The sequence below is a fragment of the Burkholderia sp. Z1 genome, from assembly GCF_014893795.1.
Lineage (GTDB): Bacteria > Pseudomonadota > Gammaproteobacteria > Burkholderiales > Burkholderiaceae > Burkholderia > Burkholderia theae.
This window is the reverse complement of the sequence record NZ_JACFYL010000001.1, coordinates 502,269-519,154: the sequence shown is the minus strand read 5'-3', so window position 1 is coordinate 519,154 and position 16,886 is coordinate 502,269. Positions and strand designations below refer to the sequence as shown.

Annotated in this window: 18 protein-coding genes; 14 read left to right on the top strand and 4 right to left on the bottom strand. The window is 66.5% G+C overall.

Annotated elements, in window-relative coordinates; genetic code table 11:
- Window positions 1-244: 244 nt before the first annotated feature.
- The gene (locus H3H55_RS02425) at window positions 245-1,021 is read right to left on the bottom strand and encodes an enoyl-CoA hydratase (RefSeq protein ID WP_129513627.1); all 777 of its coding nucleotides are present in this window, start codon (window positions 1,019-1,021) and stop codon (window positions 245-247) included.
- Window positions 1,022-1,150: 129 nt separating this feature from the next.
- Here H3H55_RS02425 and paaN point away from each other — a divergent pair, with 129 nt between their 5' ends.
- The 5 genes from paaN (at window position 1,151) to paaK (ending at window position 6,775) form a co-directional block, all read left to right on the top strand.
- Complete coding sequence (gene paaN, locus H3H55_RS02420) at window positions 1,151-2,857, top strand: phenylacetic acid degradation protein PaaN (RefSeq protein ID WP_193097569.1); 1,707 nt, start codon at window positions 1,151-1,153, stop codon at window positions 2,855-2,857.
- Window positions 2,858-2,944: 87 nt separating this feature from the next.
- Entirely contained in the window at window positions 2,945-4,147 is a 1,203-nt protein-coding gene (gene pcaF, locus H3H55_RS02415; RefSeq protein WP_193097568.1) for a 3-oxoadipyl-CoA thiolase, read from the top strand.
- A 45-nt stretch (window positions 4,148-4,192) separates the two neighbouring features.
- Entirely contained in the window at window positions 4,193-4,984 is a 792-nt protein-coding gene (paaG, locus tag H3H55_RS02410; RefSeq protein WP_193097567.1) for a 2-(1,2-epoxy-1,2-dihydrophenyl)acetyl-CoA isomerase PaaG, read from the top strand.
- Between the two features lies 1 nt (window position 4,985).
- Entirely contained in the window at window positions 4,986-5,438 is a 453-nt protein-coding gene (gene paaI, locus H3H55_RS02405) for a hydroxyphenylacetyl-CoA thioesterase PaaI (protein WP_048249737.1), read from the top strand.
- A 38-nt stretch (window positions 5,439-5,476) separates the two neighbouring features.
- The gene (paaK, locus tag H3H55_RS02400) at window positions 5,477-6,775 is read left to right on the top strand and encodes a phenylacetate--CoA ligase PaaK (RefSeq protein WP_193097566.1); all 1,299 of its coding nucleotides are present in this window, start codon (window positions 5,477-5,479) and stop codon (window positions 6,773-6,775) included.
- 190 nt (window positions 6,776-6,965) lie between these two features.
- On the opposite strand, the gene H3H55_RS02395 is transcribed toward paaK, so the two are convergent.
- Window positions 6,966-8,090, bottom strand: a complete 1,125-nt coding sequence (locus H3H55_RS02395) for a murein transglycosylase A (protein WP_226799916.1) — start codon at window positions 8,088-8,090, stop codon at window positions 6,966-6,968.
- Between the two features lie 28 nt (window positions 8,091-8,118).
- Between H3H55_RS02395 and H3H55_RS37235 the strand changes: the two genes are divergently transcribed.
- The gene (locus H3H55_RS37235) at window positions 8,119-8,262 is read left to right on the top strand and encodes a hypothetical protein (RefSeq protein ID WP_014898203.1); all 144 of its coding nucleotides are present in this window, start codon (window positions 8,119-8,121) and stop codon (window positions 8,260-8,262) included.
- Between the two features lie 19 nt (window positions 8,263-8,281).
- On the opposite strand, the gene apaG is transcribed toward H3H55_RS37235, so the two are convergent.
- The gene (apaG, locus tag H3H55_RS02390) at window positions 8,282-8,656 is read right to left on the bottom strand and encodes a Co2+/Mg2+ efflux protein ApaG (protein WP_083534227.1); all 375 of its coding nucleotides are present in this window, start codon (window positions 8,654-8,656) and stop codon (window positions 8,282-8,284) included.
- A gap of 182 nt (window positions 8,657-8,838) precedes the next feature.
- On the opposite strand from apaG, the gene rpe reads away from it, so the two are divergent.
- From rpe to H3H55_RS02350, 8 genes are all read left to right on the top strand, one after another.
- Window positions 8,839-9,525, top strand: coding sequence for a ribulose-phosphate 3-epimerase (gene rpe, locus H3H55_RS02385; RefSeq protein ID WP_129513621.1), 687 nt, complete (start codon window positions 8,839-8,841; stop codon window positions 9,523-9,525).
- A 4-nt stretch (window positions 9,526-9,529) separates the two neighbouring features.
- Complete coding sequence (locus tag H3H55_RS02380) at window positions 9,530-10,294, top strand: phosphoglycolate phosphatase (protein WP_193097565.1); 765 nt, start codon at window positions 9,530-9,532, stop codon at window positions 10,292-10,294.
- 358 nt (window positions 10,295-10,652) lie between these two features.
- A complete protein-coding gene (gene trpE, locus H3H55_RS02375; protein WP_193097564.1) occupies window positions 10,653-12,146 on the top strand; it encodes an anthranilate synthase component I in 1,494 nt (497 codons plus the stop codon).
- Between the two features lie 13 nt (window positions 12,147-12,159).
- Window positions 12,160-12,750 carry an aminodeoxychorismate/anthranilate synthase component II gene (locus H3H55_RS02370; protein WP_048249743.1) on the top strand — a complete coding sequence of 197 codons (591 nt, stop codon included), beginning with the start codon at window positions 12,160-12,162 and terminating at the stop codon, window positions 12,748-12,750.
- Between the two features lie 13 nt (window positions 12,751-12,763).
- Window positions 12,764-13,795, top strand: a complete 1,032-nt coding sequence (trpD, locus tag H3H55_RS02365; RefSeq protein ID WP_048249744.1) for an anthranilate phosphoribosyltransferase — start codon at window positions 12,764-12,766, stop codon at window positions 13,793-13,795.
- Window positions 13,796-13,824: 29 nt separating this feature from the next.
- Window positions 13,825-14,610 carry an indole-3-glycerol phosphate synthase TrpC gene (trpC, locus tag H3H55_RS02360; RefSeq protein ID WP_129513618.1) on the top strand — a complete coding sequence of 262 codons (786 nt, stop codon included), beginning with the start codon at window positions 13,825-13,827 and terminating at the stop codon, window positions 14,608-14,610.
- Complete coding sequence (locus H3H55_RS02355; RefSeq protein WP_129513617.1) at window positions 14,610-15,236, top strand: CYTH domain-containing protein; 627 nt, start codon at window positions 14,610-14,612, stop codon at window positions 15,234-15,236. Before trpC ends, H3H55_RS02355 begins: the two co-directional genes overlap by 1 nt.
- A gap of 13 nt (window positions 15,237-15,249) precedes the next feature.
- Window positions 15,250-16,149, top strand: coding sequence for a uracil-DNA glycosylase (locus tag H3H55_RS02350; RefSeq protein WP_193097563.1), 900 nt, complete (start codon window positions 15,250-15,252; stop codon window positions 16,147-16,149).
- Window positions 16,150-16,259: 110 nt separating this feature from the next.
- Here the strand turns inward: H3H55_RS02350 and H3H55_RS02345 are convergent, their stop codons facing one another.
- Window positions 16,260-16,856 (bottom strand): FMN-dependent NADH-azoreductase, encoded by a 597-nt coding sequence (locus H3H55_RS02345; protein ID WP_193097562.1) that lies wholly within the window; start codon window positions 16,854-16,856, stop codon window positions 16,260-16,262.
- Between the last annotated feature and the right edge of the window lie 30 nt (window positions 16,857-16,886).

The following is a 16,886-nucleotide window of genomic DNA, read 5'->3' as shown; positions in this document are numbered from 1 at the left end:
TGCCAGGGCTCGTTACCACCACACCCCGACCGCACCGCTTCCCTCTCCCGCGCTGCGTTTCCGTTAGCGCGAAAGAGGCGTGATTCTATGCACCCCGCCCCGTTCGCGCAAGCCCCTTTGTGAAGAAAATTTGAAAAAAGCCCCCGTGCGCTGACGCGCACGGGGGCTCTTAATAGAAAGGGTCGGGCAATCATGCCGGCACCGATACCAACCAGTCGCCGACACCCGCCGCAGTGCGGCCCAATCAGCGGTTCTTGAACGCCGGCTTCCGTTTCTCGACGAATGCCGCCATCCCTTCCTTCTGGTCTTCGGTCGCGAACAACGAATGGAACAACCGGCGCTCGAAGTGGACGCCTTCAGCCAGCGTCGTCTCGTACGCGCGGTTCACCGACTCCTTGACCATCATGACCGCCGGCAGCGAAAACTCGGCGATCGTCGTCGCGGCGGCAATCGCCTCGTCGAGCAGCTTGTCGGCCGGCAGCACGCGCGACACGAGCCCCGCGCGCTCAGCTTCGGCAGCGTCCATGAAACGCGCGGTCAGGCACATGTCCATCGCCTTCGCCTTCGACACCGCGCGCGGCAGACGCTGGGTGCCGCCCGCACCCGGCATGATGCCCAGCTTGATTTCCGGCTGGCCGAACTTGGCGGTGTCCGCCGCGAAGATGATGTCGCACATCATCGCGAGCTCGCAGCCGCCGCCCAGCGCAAAGCCCGCAACCGCCGCAATGATCGGCTTGCGGATCTCGCGGACCGTCTCCCAGTTCCGCGTGATGTAGTCGCCCCGGTAAACATCCATATAGGAGTAGGTCGCCATCATGCCGATGTCCGCGCCGGCCGCAAACGCCTTCTCGCTCCCGGTCACGACGATGGCGCCGATGTCGTCGTCGGCATCGAATGCCTTCAGCGCGTCGCCCAACTCATCCATCAGCGCATCGTTCAGCGCATTCAGCGCCTTCGGACGGTTCAGCGTAACCAGCCCGACACGCCCCCGGGTCTCCACCAGGATGTTCTCGTAAGCCATCTATTTCTCCTCGATCAATGAAATGAGAAACGCCTCGCACATGCGAATAATTTGATGCTACCATTCTCCGACCAACCGGTCGGTTAATTAATCGATCCAATCCCTCTCAACGTTCATCAGGCTGCCGCCATGACCCACGCACTGTTCACGAAGCACGAAGACACGCTGAAGCACGCACTCGCCGCCATCGAGAGCCGCGGGTACTGGAGCCCGTTCGCCGAAATGCCGAGTCCCAAAGTGTACGGGGAAAGCGCGAGCGCCGACGGCGAAGCCGCGTTCAAGTCGCACCTCGACAAGACGTTCGCGCTCGATCAGCCGGCGTCCGGCGAAACGGTCGGCGCGGAGCGCTCGCCGTACGGCATCGCACTGGACATCCGGTATCCGAAATCGACGCCCGACGCACTGATCGCCGCCGCGGCCGCCGCGCAACGCACGTGGCGCGAAGCCGGCCCGAGCGCATGGGTCGGCGTCAGCCTCGAAATCCTCGCGCGCCTGAACCGGGCGAGCTTCGAGATCGCCTACAGCGTGATGCACACCACCGGGCAGGCCTTCATGATGGCGTTCCAGGCCGGCGGCCCGCACGCGCAGGATCGCGCGCTCGAGGCAGTTGCCTATGCATGGGACGAACTGCGCCGCATCCCGGCCGACGCGCACTGGGAAAAGCCGCAAGGCAAGAACCCGCCGCTCGCGATGCACAAGCGCTACATGGTCGTCCCGCGCGGCACGGGGCTCGTGCTCGGCTGCTGCACGTTCCCGACCTGGAACGGCTACCCGGGCCTGTTCGCCGATCTGGCAACCGGTAACACCGTGATCGTCAAACCGCATCCGGGCGCAATCCTGCCGCTCGCGATCACGGTGCGGATCGCTCGCGACGTACTGCGCGAAGCCGGATTCGATCCGAACGTCGTCACGCTCCTCGCGACCGAGCCCAACGACGGCGCCCTCGTTCAGGACCTCGCGCTGCGCCCCGAGATCAAGCTGATCGACTTCACCGGCAGCACGCAGAACGGCACGTGGCTCGAACGCCATGCCCATCAGGCACAGGTCTATACCGAGAAGGCAGGCGTCAACCAGATCGTGATCGACTCGACCGACGACCTGAAGGCCGCCGCCAAGAACATCGCGTTCTCGCTCGCGCTGTACTCCGGCCAGATGTGCACGGCCCCGCAAAACATCTACGTGCCGCGCGACGGCATCCGCACGGCGGACGGCCATGCGAGCTTCGACGAAGTCGCGCAGGCAATTGCCGTTTCCGTGCAAAAGCTCACCGGCGACCCGGCACGCTCGGTCGAACTGATCGGCGCAATCCAGAACGATGGCGTGACCGCTCGCATCGACGACGCCCGCCAGCTCGGCCGCGTGCTCGCCGACAGCCTGACACTCCAGCACCCCGCATTCCCCGATGCTCGCGTGCGCACGCCGCTCGTGCTGCAACTCGACGTGGCCGATCGCGAGAAATTCACGCAGGAGTGGTTCGGCCCGATCTCGTTCGTGATCGCGACCGATTCGACCGCCCAGTCGCTCGATCTCGCCGGCGAAATCGCGGCGGAACATGGCGCGCTGACCCTCTCCGTCTACAGCACCGACGAAGCAATCATCGACGCCGCACACGATGCAGCGGTGCGCGGCGGTGTCGCACTGTCGATCAACCTGACGGGCGGCGTGTTCGTGAACCAGTCGGCCGCCTTCTCCGACTTCCACGGCACGGGCGCGAATCCGGCAGCCAACGCGGCGCTGGCCGACCCGGCGTTCGTCGCCAACCGGTTCCGTGTGGTGCAAAGCCGCGTCCATGTTGCCCCGAAGGCGGTACCTGCGGAAGCTGGCCAACCGGCATAACCCGAATGGCCGACGTGCAAACGCCGCCACGTTCTCTACCATGAACGAATCCGCCACCCGGCGGGTTCGTTGCTCATCGATACGCCCATGACAGACGCCTACATCTGCGATGCGATTCGCACCCCCATCGGCCGCTACGGCGGCGCCCTGAAAGACGTCCGCGCCGACGACCTCGGTGCGGTGCCGCTCAAGGCGCTGATCGAGCGCAACCTCGATGTCGACTGGACGGCAATCGATGACGTGATCTACGGCTGCGCGAACCAGGCCGGCGAAGACAACCGCAACGTCGCGCGCATGTCGGCGCTGCTCGCGGGCCTGCCGACCGCCGTGCCGGGCACGACGCTGAACCGGCTGTGCGGCTCCGGGATGGACGCGGTCGGCACGGCTGCGCGCGCGATCAAGGCGGGCGAGGCGCGCCTGATGATCGCGGGCGGCGTCGAGAGCATGACGCGCGCGCCGTTCGTGATGGGCAAGGCCGCGAGCGCGTTCGCGCGCCAGGCCGACATCTTCGATACGACGATCGGCTGGCGTTTCGTCAATCCGCTGATGAAACAACTGCACGGCGTCGATTCGATGCCGGAGACGGCCGAGAACGTCGCGGTCGACTACAACATTAGCCGTGCCGACCAGGACCTGTTCGCACTGCGCAGCCAGCAGAAGGCCGCGCGTGCGCAGCAGGACGGCACGCTCGCCGAGGAAATCGTGCCAGTCACGATTGCCCAGAAGAAAGGCGATCCGGTGATCGTGTCCCGCGACGAACATCCGCGCGAGACGTCGCTCGAAGCGCTCGCAAAGCTGAAGGGCGTCGTGCGTGCGGATGGTTCGGTGACGGCCGGCAACGCATCGGGTGTCAACGACGGCGCGTGCGCGCTGCTGCTTGCCAATGCGCAGGCAGCCGACCAGTATGGCCTGCGCCGCCGCGCGCGCGTCATCGGCATGGCGACCGCCGGCGTGGAGCCGCGCGTGATGGGTATCGGGCCCGCACCGGCCACGCAGAAACTGCTGCGCCAACTCGGCATGACGATCGACCAGTTCGACGTGATCGAGCTGAACGAGGCGTTTGCGTCGCAGGGTCTCGCGGTGCTGCGCATGCTCGGCGTGGCCGACGACGATCCTCGCGTGAACCCGAACGGCGGTGCGATTGCACTGGGCCATCCGCTCGGCGCATCGGGCGCCCGGCTGGTCACCACGGCGCTCTATCAACTCGAGCGTACAGGCGGCCGCTTTGCGCTCTGTACGATGTGCATCGGCGTCGGCCAGGGCATCGCACTCGCGATCGAACGCGTGTAACTGCCACGCCGCGCGCCTATAACGAAGTCATGAAGGAGACACTGCATGCCCTATCAGGCGATCCAGCTGGATATCGATCAGGCCGCGTGCGTGGCCACGATTACCCTCAACCGCCCCGACAAGCTCAACAGCTTCACGCGGGCGATGCATCGCGAACTGCAGTCGGCACTCGATGAAGTCGAAGCGGCCGGCGCACGCGCGCTGATTCTGACGGGTGCGGGGCGCGGCTTCTGCGCGGGCCAGGACCTGGCCGACCTCGACTTCACGCCGGGGGCATCCACCGATCTCGGCACGCTGATCGACGAGCACTTCAATCCGCTGATCCGCCGCCTGCAGCGTCTGCCGATTCCGGTGATCGCCGCCGTCAACGGCACGGCGGCCGGCGCCGGCGCAAATCTCGCGCTTGCATGCGATCTCGTGTTCGCCGCACGCTCGAGCAGTTTCATCCAGGCCTTCGTCAAGATCGGGCTCGTACCCGATTCGGGCGGCACGTGGTTCCTGCCGCAACGTGTCGGTATGGCACGCGCGCTGGGGCTCGCGTTGACCGGAGACAAGCTCGGCGCCGAACAGGCCGAGCAATGGGGCCTGATCTGGCGCGCGGTCGACGACGACGCACTCGTCGCGTCGGTCCGCGAGCTGGCGACCCAGCTCGCGCAACAGCCGACGCTCGCGATCGCATCGATCAAGCAATCGATGCGCGACAGCGTCACGAACACGCTCGACCAGCAGCTCGACCTGGAACGCGACCTGCAGCGCAAGCTCGGCCAGTCGCACGATTACGCGGAAGGCGTGAAGGCATTCATCGAGAAGCGGGCGCCTCGCTTCGAGGGGCGTTGACATGACGAACGCCACCGCCACGCTCGACCCCGATTCGCTCGCCCGCGCCACCGCGCAGGCCATGTACGACGCGGACGCATGCAGCCGCGCGTTCGGCATGGAAATCGCCGAAGTACGCGCCGGTTACGCACGCCTGCAGATGCGCGTGCGGCCCGAATTCCTGAACGGGCATCAGACCTGCCATGGCGGGATCATCTTCACGCTCGCCGATTCGACGTTCGCGTTCGCGTGCAACTCGTACAACCTGAACACGGTCGCGGCCGGCTGCTCGATCGAATTCCTGCGCCCCGTGCACGGCAACGACGTGTTGACCGCCGAGGCGATCGAACAGGCGCGCGCCGGCCGCCACGGCATCTACGACATCCGCGTCACGAACCAGACCGGCGAAACCGTCGCGATGTTTCGCGGCAAATCCGCCCAGATCAAGGGCACGGTCATCCCGGAAGACCGCTGACGCCGACGGCTCGCACATAACAAGTACTGGAGACATGCATGACTACCCCGCTACCGCTCGAGCCGATCGAGACCGCCTCACGCGACGAGCTGACCGCGCTGCAGCTCGAACGCCTCAAGTGGTCGCTCCGGCATGCGTATGACCACTCCCCCGTCTATCGTCGCAAGTTCGACGATGCGGGCGTCCATCCCGACGACCTGAAGACGCTCGCCGACCTGTCGCGCTTCCCGTTCACGACCAAGAGCGACCTGCGCGACAGTTACCCGTTCGGGATGTTCGCGGTGCCGCAGGACCAGATCTCGCGCATCCACGCGTCATCGGGCACGACCGGCAAGCCGACGGTCGTCGGCTATACGGCTGGCGACATCGACACGTGGGCGAATCTCGTCGCACGCTCGATCCGCGCCGCCGGCGCACGCCGCGGCGACAAGGTGCACGTCAGCTACGGCTACGGCTTGTTCACGGGCGGGCTCGGCGCGCACTACGGCGCCGAACGCGCAGGACTGACCGTGATCCCGTTCGGCGGCGGCCAGACCGAGAAGCAGGTACAACTGATCCAGGATTTCCGGCCCGACATCATCATGGTGACGCCGAGCTACATGCTGTCGATCGCCGACGAAATCGAGCGCCAGGGCCTCGATCCCGTGCAGAGTTCGCTGCGCATCGGCATCTTCGGCGCGGAACCCTGGACCAATGACATGCGCGTCGCGATCGAACAGCGGATGGGCATCGACGCGGTCGACATCTACGGGCTGTCCGAAGTGATGGGCCCCGGCGTCGCGTCCGAATGCGTCGGGACCAAGGATGGCCCGACCATCTGGGAAGACCACTTCTATCCGGAAATCATCGATCCCGAAACCGGCGAAGTGCTGCCGGACGGCGAACTCGGCGAACTCGTGTTCACGTCGCTGACGAAGGAAGCGCTGCCGATCGTCCGCTACCGGACACGCGACCTCACGCGCCTGTTGCCCGGCACCGCTCGTACGATGCGCCGGATGGAAAAAATCACCGGCCGCTCGGACGACATGATGATCGTGCGCGGCGTCAACGTGTTCCCGACGCAAATCGAGGAACAACTGCTCAAGCAACGCGCACTCGCGCCGCACTATCAGATCGTGCTGACGAAGGAAGGTCCGCTCGACGTGCTGACGCTCAACGTCGAGCCGTGCCCCGAGACCGCGCCGGATACGGCGGCGATCCACGCGGCGAAACAGGCGCTCGCGTACGACATCAAGTCGCTGATCGGCGTAACGGCCGTAATCAACGTGCTGCCCGTGAACGGGATCGAGCGGTCAGTCGGCAAGGCGCGCCGCGTCATCGACAAACGCAAGGGCTGACGCAACGCGCCACGCACGGCGCGTCGGCCGCGCAGCGCGGCAATCCCGCTGCACAAAAAAGAAACAGCCCGATCGGCCAAAACCGATCGGGCTGTTTCATCTCGGGCACGGCCCGTCGCATCACGTCACATCAAGCACTTCGGATGAAACATCAGCGCCGCTGCGCTCGGACAGCCGGCGCCGCCGTGCATCACGAATTCGGGAACAGCAGCCACATCCGGCCGACCTGCTTCATCCGGCCCGCCTGGTCGCCTGCGTCGTCGCCGAGCCCCCAGAAATAGTCGGCCCGCACGCCGCCCTTGATCGCGGAGCCCGTATCCTGCGCGAACACGAGCCGGTTCATCGGCGTATTCGTCAGCGGACGCGTGGTCTGCAGGAACACCGGCGTGCCGAGCGGGATCGACGACGGATCGACCGCGATCGAACGCTCCGGCGTCAGCGGCACGCCGAGCGCGCCGATCGGGCCGTCCGCGCCGCCGTGCGGCGCATCTTCCTTGGTCGGCATGTCGCGGAAGAACACGAACCGCGGATTCGTGTCGAGCAATGCGTCGACGCGGTTCGGGTTCGCCTTCGCCCACGCCTTGATGCCCTGCATCGTCGCCTGCGCGGGCGTCAGCTCGCCGCGATCGAGCAGCCACTTGCCGATCGAGCGGTACGGCTGGTTGTTGGTGCCGCCGAAGCCGACCCGCATCACCGAACCATCGTCGAGCAGCACGCGCCCCGAGCCCTGCACCTGCAGGAAAAACGCCTCGATCGGATCGTCGACCCATACGAGCTCGTTGCCGTTCAGGATGCCGGCGCGCTCGAGCTGCGATCGCGCCGGCAGCGCGGAGCCCGCGCGATAACCGGCCGGCCAGCGATAGAGCGCGTACTGATACGGGCCGCGGCGCACCCGCGAACCATGCAGCAGCGGCTCGTAATAACCGGTCACGAGCCCGTCGAGCGTGCCGTCGGTGTTCGCGAGCTGGAACGGCGTGAAATACGCTTCGAAGAAGGCGCGCGCGCTGCTGACGTCGAGCTCGTCGAGCCGGTCGGCGGCCGCGCAAGCGCGCTGCCAGGCCGGCTGGCGCGCGAGCCGCACGCAGTTCTGCCGCAGCGCGGCCGTCGCGCCGAGCAGCGAATCGTCCTGCCAGCCCGGCACCTGCTGCCACGCGACCGGCGTGAGCCGCTTCGCTGCGACCTGCCCCGGCACGATCGCCGTGCCGGTCGGCGGCTTCAGCGCAGACGTCCGCGTCGGCGCGCCACCGCACGCGGCAAGCAGCGCCGCCGCCGCGGCCGCCGCAATCCAGCCGGCCAACCGGGGCCCAAACCACATACAATGTTCGTTCTTGATGGAAACCGCCATGTCAGATTTTCTCGACCAATATCCGATGCTCATCTTCGCGCTCGAAGCCTTCGTAGCGCTTGCCCTGCTGATCTTCATCGTCGTATGGACGTCGTCGGGAAGAAAGAAGCACGCCCGCAACAACGACCGCCAGCCACGCTGACGCGCTCCGGACACTCGGCTCAATGCAGCGTGCGCGGCATGTGCAGCGCGAACTCGTCGACCGGCGCCTCGAAACGCTCGCCGTCCTCCGCCACGCAGAAGTACGCGCCACGCATCGTACCGACCGGCGTCGCAATCACGGCCCAGCTCGTGTATTCGAACTGCTCGCCCGGCTGCAGCAGCGGCTGGTGCCCGACGACGCCGAGCCCCTTCACTTCCTGCACGTGGCTCTCGCTGTCCGTGATGATCCAGTGACGCGCGATCAGTTGCGCCGCGACCTGCCCCGTGTTGCGGATCGTCAGCGTGTACGCGAATGCGTATTGACGTCGATCGGGGTCGGATTGTTCCGGCAAGTAACTGGTTTTCACCGAAACGGTGAACTGATACTGACTCATGATGGTTCCGCTGGAGTGTGACTGCCCGTGCCGGCATGGGCGACGGGGCCGCGGACGCGCCGCTTTGGTTCGGCATTCTGCTTGATGCGGAATCGGGCTGCAACCGCACGGCCCGCCGCCGCGCCCCGGCCGCCGGGCGGTAGAATGTCGGTTTTGCGCCGCAACGTCCCCGCTCCCCTGCCATGACCCAATTCCGCATCGCTCCCAGCATCCTGTCGGCCGATTTCGCACGGCTCGGCGAAGAAGTCCGCAACGTCGTCGCCGCCGGCGCCGACTGGATCCACTTCGACGTGATGGACAACCATTATGTGCCGAACCTGACGATCGGCCCGCTCGTGTGCGAAGCGATCCGCCCGCACGTGCAGGTGCCGATCGACGTGCACCTGATGGTGCGCCCGGTCGACCGGATCGTGCCCGATTTCGCGAAGGCCGGTGCGAACCTGATCAGCTTCCACCCGGAAGGCTCCGATCACATCGACCGCACGCTGTCGCTGATCCGTGACCACGGCTGCAAGGCCGGCCTCGTGTTCAACCCGGCCACGCCGCTGAACTACCTCGACCACGTGATGGACCGCCTCGACTTCGTGCTGCTGATGTCGGTCAACCCCGGCTTCGGCGGCCAGTCGTTCATTCCGGAAACGCTGAACAAGCTGCGCGAAGCCCGCGCGCGCATCGACGCCTACACCGAGCGCACGGGCCGCGAGATCCTGCTCGAGGTCGACGGCGGCGTGAAAACCGACAACATCGCGGAAATCGCGGCAGCCGGCGCCGACACCTTCGTCGCGGGCTCGGCGATCTTCGGCAAGCCCGACTACCGCAAGGTGATCGACGAGATGCGCGCCGCGCTCGCCACCGTCAAGCAGAGCTGACGCCATGGCCGAATCGTCGCTCGCCGGGCACGCGCCGGCCGGGGCCGCAACGGACGCCGCCCCGATCCGCTTCGCCGCGCCGCGCATCGACGCGGCGCTGATCGATCTCGACGGCACGATGGTCGACACGGCCGACGATTTCACGGCCGGCCTGAACGGGATGCTCGCGCAACTCGACGCGCCGGCCACGTCGCGCGACGAGGTGATCGGCTACGTCGGCAAGGGCTCCGAACACCTGATCCAGAGCGTGCTGAAGCCGCGCTTCACCGCGGATGAAGCCCATGCGCGCTTCGACGACGCGCTGGCGATCTACCAAGCCGAATACGCGAAGATCAACGGCCGCCACACGCGCCTCTATCCGGAGGTCGTGGCCGGTCTCGACGCGCTGCGCGCGGCCGGCATCCGGCTCGCGTGCGTGACGAACAAGCCGCACCGCTTCGCGGTCGAGCTGCTCGAGCAATACGGGCTGGCCGATTGCTTCGGCATCGTGCTCGGCGGCGACAGCGTCGCACGCAAGAAGCCCGATCCGCTGCCGATGCTGACGGCCTGCGACGCGCTCGGCGTCGCGCCGGACGCTGCGGTCGCGATCGGCGACTCGGAAAACGACGCGCTGGCAGGCCGCGCGGCCGGGATGGCGACGCTGACGGTGCCGTACGGCTACAACCACGGCAAGGCTATACAAACGATAAATTCGGATGGTATAGTCGATTCGTTGCTGGTCGCAGCCCGCGCGATCTCCGCGCACAACGCCGGCCGGCCAACCCTCTGATTATTTCTTCCATCCGCATGTTTCTGAATAAAAAACGGAGTCTGAGCAGCATCGACCGGGGAGCCTGGCCCTGGCGTCGCTGGTCGCGCTAACCTCTTCGATGAGGTACGCTGAAGCACGTCTTCAGCGCCGTTTTTTATCTCGCTGCGCATCCGCGCGCCGATCGTCGCACCACCTCGAGTTCCACCGTGTCCGAACGCTTGCGTTCAGGATCGGTCGCAGGCTCGCGACGTTCACGCCCGGAGTGCCGGCCGGCAACAGGCACTTCTCGATCGACCGCCCTTTCGCCGACGGCAACCCGCGCAGCGTCAAGTGATCCCTGGCGCACGCCGCCGCTCGTCCCGAACAGGACCGGAACATGACCGAACTCGAATTCCAATCGCTTGCGAACGAAGGCTACAACCGCATCCCGCTGATCGCGGAAGCCCTCGCCGATCTCGAAACGCCGCTGTCGCTCTACCTGAAGCTGGCCCAGCCCGAACGCGCAGGCGCCAACTCGTTCCTGCTCGAATCGGTGGTCGGCGGCGAACGCTTCGGCCGCTACTCGTTCATCGGCCTGCCCGCACGCACGCTCATCCGCACCCGTAACGGCGTGTCGGAAGTCGTGCGCGACGGCCAGGTGGTCGAGACGCATGACGGCGACCCGTTCCAGTTCATCGAATCGTTCCAGGCGCGCTTCAAGGTGGCGCAGCGCCCGGGCCTGCCGCGCTTCTGCGGCGGCCTCGCCGGTTATTTCGGCTACGACGCGGTGCGCTACATCGAGAAGAAGCTCGCGAACACCGCGCCGCGCGACGATCTCGGCCTGCCCGACATCCAGTTGCTGCTGACCGAGGAAGTCGCGGTGATCGACAACCTCGCCGGCAAGCTGTACCTGATCATCTACGCGGACCCGGGCCAGCCCGAGGCGTACGCGAAGGCGAAACACCGCCTGCGCGAGCTGAAGCAGCGCCTGCGCACGACCGTGCAGCCGCCCGTCACGTCGGCGAGCGTGCGCACCGAGACGTTCCGCGAATTCAAGAAGGAAGACTATCTGGCCGCCGTGCGCCAGGCGAAGGAATACATCGCGGCCGGCGAACTGATGCAGATCCAGGTCGGCCAGCGGCTGACGAAGCCGTACCGCGACAATCCGCTGTCGCTGTATCGCGCGCTGCGTTCGCTGAACCCGTCGCCGTACATGTACTACTACAACTTCGGCGATTTCCACGTGGTCGGCGCATCGCCGGAAATCCTCGTGCGCCAGGAAAAGCGCGGCGAAGACCAGATCGTCACGATTCGCCCGCTCGCCGGCACGCGCCCGCGCGGCAACACGCCCGAGCGCGACGCGGAACTCGCGACCGAACTGCTCAACGATCCGAAGGAGATCGCCGAGCACGTGATGCTGATCGACCTCGCGCGCAACGACGTCGGCCGCATCGCGGAAATCGGCTCGGTGCAGGTGACCGACAAGATGGTCATCGAGAAGTATTCGCACGTGCAGCACATCGTCAGCTCGGTCGAGGGCAAACTGAAGCCGGGCATGACGAACTACGACGTGCTGCGCGCGACGTTCCCGGCCGGCACGCTGTCCGGCGCGCCCAAGGTGCGCGCGATGGAGCTGATCGACGAACTCGAGCCGATCAAGCGCGGGCTGTACGGCGGTGCGGTCGGTTACCTGTCGTTCTCGGGCGAGATGGATCTCGCGATCGCGATCCGCACGGGCCTGATCCACAACGGCAACCTGTATGTGCAAGCGGCAGCTGGCGTCGTTGCAGATTCGGTGCCCGAATCCGAATGGCAAGAGACCGAAAACAAGGCGCGCGCGGTGCTGCGTGCGGCCGAACAGGTCCAGGACGGCCTCGATAGCGACTTCTGACCGGAGACTGACCATGCTGCTCATGATCGACAACTACGACTCGTTCACCTACAACCTGGTCCAGTACTTCGGCGAACTGGGCGAGGACGTGCGTACGTACCGCAACGACGAAATCACGCTCGACGAAATCGCGCGCCTGAATCCCGACGCGATCTGCCTGTCGCCGGGCCCGAGCAACCCGCAGCACGCGGGTATCACGCTCGACGTGTTGCGCGAATTTTCGGGCAAGAAACCGATCCTCGGCGTCTGCCTCGGCCACCAGGCGATCGGCGAAGCATTCGGCGGCCGCGTCGTGCGCGCGGCGACCATCATGCACGGCAAGGTAAGCCGGATCGAAACCGACTGCCGCGGCGTGTTCGCCGACCTGCCGAAGCATTTCGACGTCACGCGTTACCACTCGCTCGCGATCGAGCGCGAGTCGCTGCCCGACTGCCTCGAGGTGTCCGCATGGACCGACGACGGCGAGATCATGGGCGTGCGCCACAAGACGCTGCCGGTCGAAGGCGTGCAGTTCCACCCGGAATCGATCCTGTCCGAGCATGGCCATGCGCTGCTCGAGAATTTCCTGAAGCAGGTCCGCGCCGCGGCCGCGCACGCCGCCTGACCGGAGCCTCACGATGACGATTACCCCGCAGGAAGCGCTGCAGCGCACGATCGAGCACCGCGAGATCTTCCACGACGAGATGCTGCACCTGATGCGGCTCATCATGCGCGGCGACATGTCGCCCGTGATGGCCGCCGCGATCATCACCGGGCTGCGCGTGAAGAAGGAGACGATCGGCGAGATCGCCGCCGCCGCGACCGTGATGCGCGAATTCGCGAACCACGTCGAGGTGCAGGACAACTCGAACTTCGTCGACATCGTCGGCACCGGCGGCGACGGCTCGCATACGTTCAATATCTCGACCGCGTCGATGTTCGTCACGGCGGCGGCCGGCGCGAAGGTTGCGAAGCACGGCAACCGCGGCGTATCGAGCAAGTCCGGCAGCGCCGACGTGCTCGAGGCGCTCGGCGTGAACATCGACCTGCAATCCGACCAGGTGGCCGCGTCGATCGCCGAAACGGGCATGGGCTTCATGTTCGCGCCGAACCATCACCCGGCGATGAAGAACATCGCGGCCGTGCGCCGCGAACTCGGCGTGCGCACGATCTTCAACATCCTCGGCCCGCTGACCAATCCGGCCGGCGCGCCGAACCAGTTGATGGGCGTATTCCACCCCGACCTCGTCGGCATCCAGGTGCGCGTGATGCAGCGCCTCGGCGCGCAGCACGTGCTCGTCGTGTACGGCAAGGACGGGATGGACGAGGTATCGCTCGGCGCCGCGACGCTCGTCGGCGAATTGCGCGACGGCAAGGTGCACGAATACGAGATCCACCCGGAGGACTTCGGCCTGCAGATGGTGTCGAACCGCACGCTGAAGGTGGAAAATGCCGACGAATCGCGCACGATGCTGCTCGGTGCGCTGGACAACCAGCCGGGTGTCGCGCGCGAGATCGTCACGCTGAACTCGGGCACCGCGCTCTATGCGGCGAACGTCGCCGAATCGATCGCGGACGGCATCCAGCTCGCCCGCGAAGCGATCGCGAGCGGCAAGGCGCGCGCGAAGGTCGACGAACTCGTGCGCTTCACGCAGCAGTTCAAGCGCTGACTCCCTTTACGAATCAAGCAGGAACCCACATGAGCGACATTCTCGACCGAATCATTGCCGTCAAGCGCGAAGAAGTCGCGGCGGCCATGCGCAGCACGCCGCTCGAGGCATTGAAACTGGAAGCATCCGCGCGCGACCTGCGCGACTTCGTCGGCGCGCTGCGTGCGAAGCACGCGGCCGGCAACGCCGCCGTGATCGCCGAAATCAAGAAGGCAAGCCCGTCGAAGGGCGTGCTGCGCGAGCATTTCGTGCCGGCCGACATCGCGCGCTCGTATGCGGCGCACGGTGCCGCGTGCCTGTCGGTGCTGACCGACGAGCAATTCTTCCAGGGCAGCGTTCGTTACCTCGAAGAGGCGCGCGCGGCCTGCACGCTGCCGGTGCTACGCAAGGACTTCATCGTCGATGCGTACCAGATCCTCGAAGCGCGCGCGATGGGCGCCGACGCGATCCTGCTGATCGCCGCCGCGCTCGACACGCCGTTGATGCAGGACCTCGAGGCGTATGCGCACTCGCTCGGCCTCGCCGTGCTGGTCGAAGTGCACGACCGCAACGAGATGGAACAGGCGCTGACGCTCAAGACGCCGCTGCTCGGCATCAACAACCGCAACCTGCGCACGTTCGAGACGTCGATCCAGACGTCGCTCGACATGCTCGACATGATTCCGCAGGACCGGATCGTCGTGACCGAATCGGGCATCCTGTCGCGCACCGACGTCGACACGATGCGCGCGGCGAACGTCAACACGTTCCTCGTCGGCGAAGCATTCATGCGCGCCGACCAGCCGGGCGAGGAACTCGCGCGGATGTTCTTCTGATGGCGATCGAAAAGGAAATCAAGCTCGCGCTGCCGGCCGGTCAGGCCGACGATGCGCGGCACTTCTTCGAGACGCTGACCGGCGAACCCGGTCACGACATCGCGCTCGCGAACGTCTATTACGACACGCCCGATCTCGCGCTGGCCCGCTCGAAGAGCGCGGTGCGCGTGCGCCGCGCGCCGCACGGCTGGTTGCAGACCTTCAAGACGGTCGGCAGCGCGGAAGGCGGCCTGCACCGCCGCCACGAATGGGAACTGCCCGTCGCCGGCGACGCGCTCGAGATCGATGCGCTCGTCGCGGCCTGCGACGTACCGGAAGCCGCCGCCGCGCTCAATGACGCGGCCGGCGCGCTGCATGCGCTGTTCCGCACGGATTTTTCGCGTACGCTGTGGCGCATCGCAATCGGCGGCGCAACCGTCGAAGCCGCTGTGGACCTCGGCGAGATCGTCGTCCAGGCGGAACACGAAACGCGCCGCGAACCGATCAGCGAAATCGAACTCGAACTGATCGACGGCCCGGAAGCGGCGCTCGCGACGCTCGCCGGCGAACTGCAGCAGGCGCTGCCGGGCCTCGCTCCCGAAAACATCAGCAAGGCGCAGCGCGGCTACCGGCTGCGCGCGCAATAAACCCGCATCACGCATGGCAACCCGCAAGACTTCCCGCGCGCCGCAACAGGCGTCGCTATTCGATGATCCCGTGCCGGAAACGGCACCGGCCGACATTCCGTCCCCGGCTTCCGCGTCGCCCGCGGCCGGCCGCAAGCCCGCAAAGAAAACCGCGGCCCCGGCCGCCGCGGCGCCGCAGCCCGTTGCCGCCGACGTTCCGCACCTCGCCGCGCAATTCGACGCGCTGCCGGCCGTCTGGCGCGACGTACTGAAACCCTTTACCGACAGCGACGCATACGCGCCGCTGTGCCGCTTCGTCGACGACGAGCGTGCGGCCGGCAAGACGGTCTACCCGACCGACGTGTTCCGCGCGCTGCGCCTGACGAGCCCGGACGACGTGAAGGTCGTGATCCTCGGTCAGGACCCGTACCACGGCGACGATCGCGGCACGCCGCAGGCACACGGCCTGGCGTTCTCGGTGCCGCCGGCCGTCCGCACGCCGCCGTCGCTGCGCAACATCTTCAAGGAAATCGCCGCGAACTTCGGTCACGAAACCCCGCGCCACGGCTGTCTCGACACCTGGGCGCGCCAGGGCGTGCTGCTGCTCAACACCGTGCTGACGGTCGAGCGCGGCGCGGCCGCGAGCCACGCGAAGCGCGGCTGGGAGCAATGCACGGACACGCTGATCCGCGAACTCGCCGGCCGCCATCGCGGGCTCGTCTTCATGCTGTGGGGTGCGCACGCTCAGGCGAAGCGCGCGCTGTTCGACGCGAGCGCGCATTGCGTGCTCGAGGCGCCGCATCCGTCGCCGCTGTCCGCACACCGCGGCTTTCTCGGCTGCCGCCATTTCGCGCTCGCGAACGACTATCTGGTCGAAGCCAGCCGCGAACCGATCGACTGGCGCCTGCCGGAAGTGGCCGAAACGCTCGCGTAACGGCCAAGCCGGTTGTTTCGCCGGCCCGCATGCAAAAACGCCGCGCCCCTTCGGGGACGCGGCGTTTTTTTATCGGACGATCCAGCGGGTGCGTCGCACCCGCGTCGACCTTACGCGGCGGCGATCGCTTCGCGTGCGCTGGCCAGCGCGGCGCTTTGCGCATCCGGCCCGAGGTTCAGGCCTTCCGCGAAGATGAAGCTCACGTCGGTCATGCCGACGAAGCCGAGGAACGTGCGCAGGTACGGCGTCTGGCTATCGTTCGGCGTACCGGCGTACTTGCCGCCGCGGGCCGTCACCACGTGAACCTTCTTGCCCTTGATCAGGCCTTCCGGACCATTCTCGGTGTAGCGGAACGTGACGCCTGCACGGGCGATCCAGTCGAAGTACGTCTTCAGTTGCGACGAGATGCCGAAGTTGTACATCGGCGCGCCGATCACGATGGTGTCGGCGGCTTGCAGTTCGGCGATCAGCGCATCGCTCTTCGCGACGATCGCATTCTGCTCCGCGGTGCGGTTCTCGGCCGGCGTGAAGAACGCGCCGAGCACCGATTCGTCGAGGTGCGGCAGCGCATCGGCCAGCAGATCGCGAACCACGACCTTCGCGCCGGGGTTCGATTGTTGCAGCTTTGCCGTCAGTTCGTTGGCCAGCAGCGTGGATTGCGCGCCTTGCGAACGCGCCGCGGAATTGATTTGCAGAATGGTCGTCATGTCATGCTCCGGTTGGGTTGCGCTTCGGTA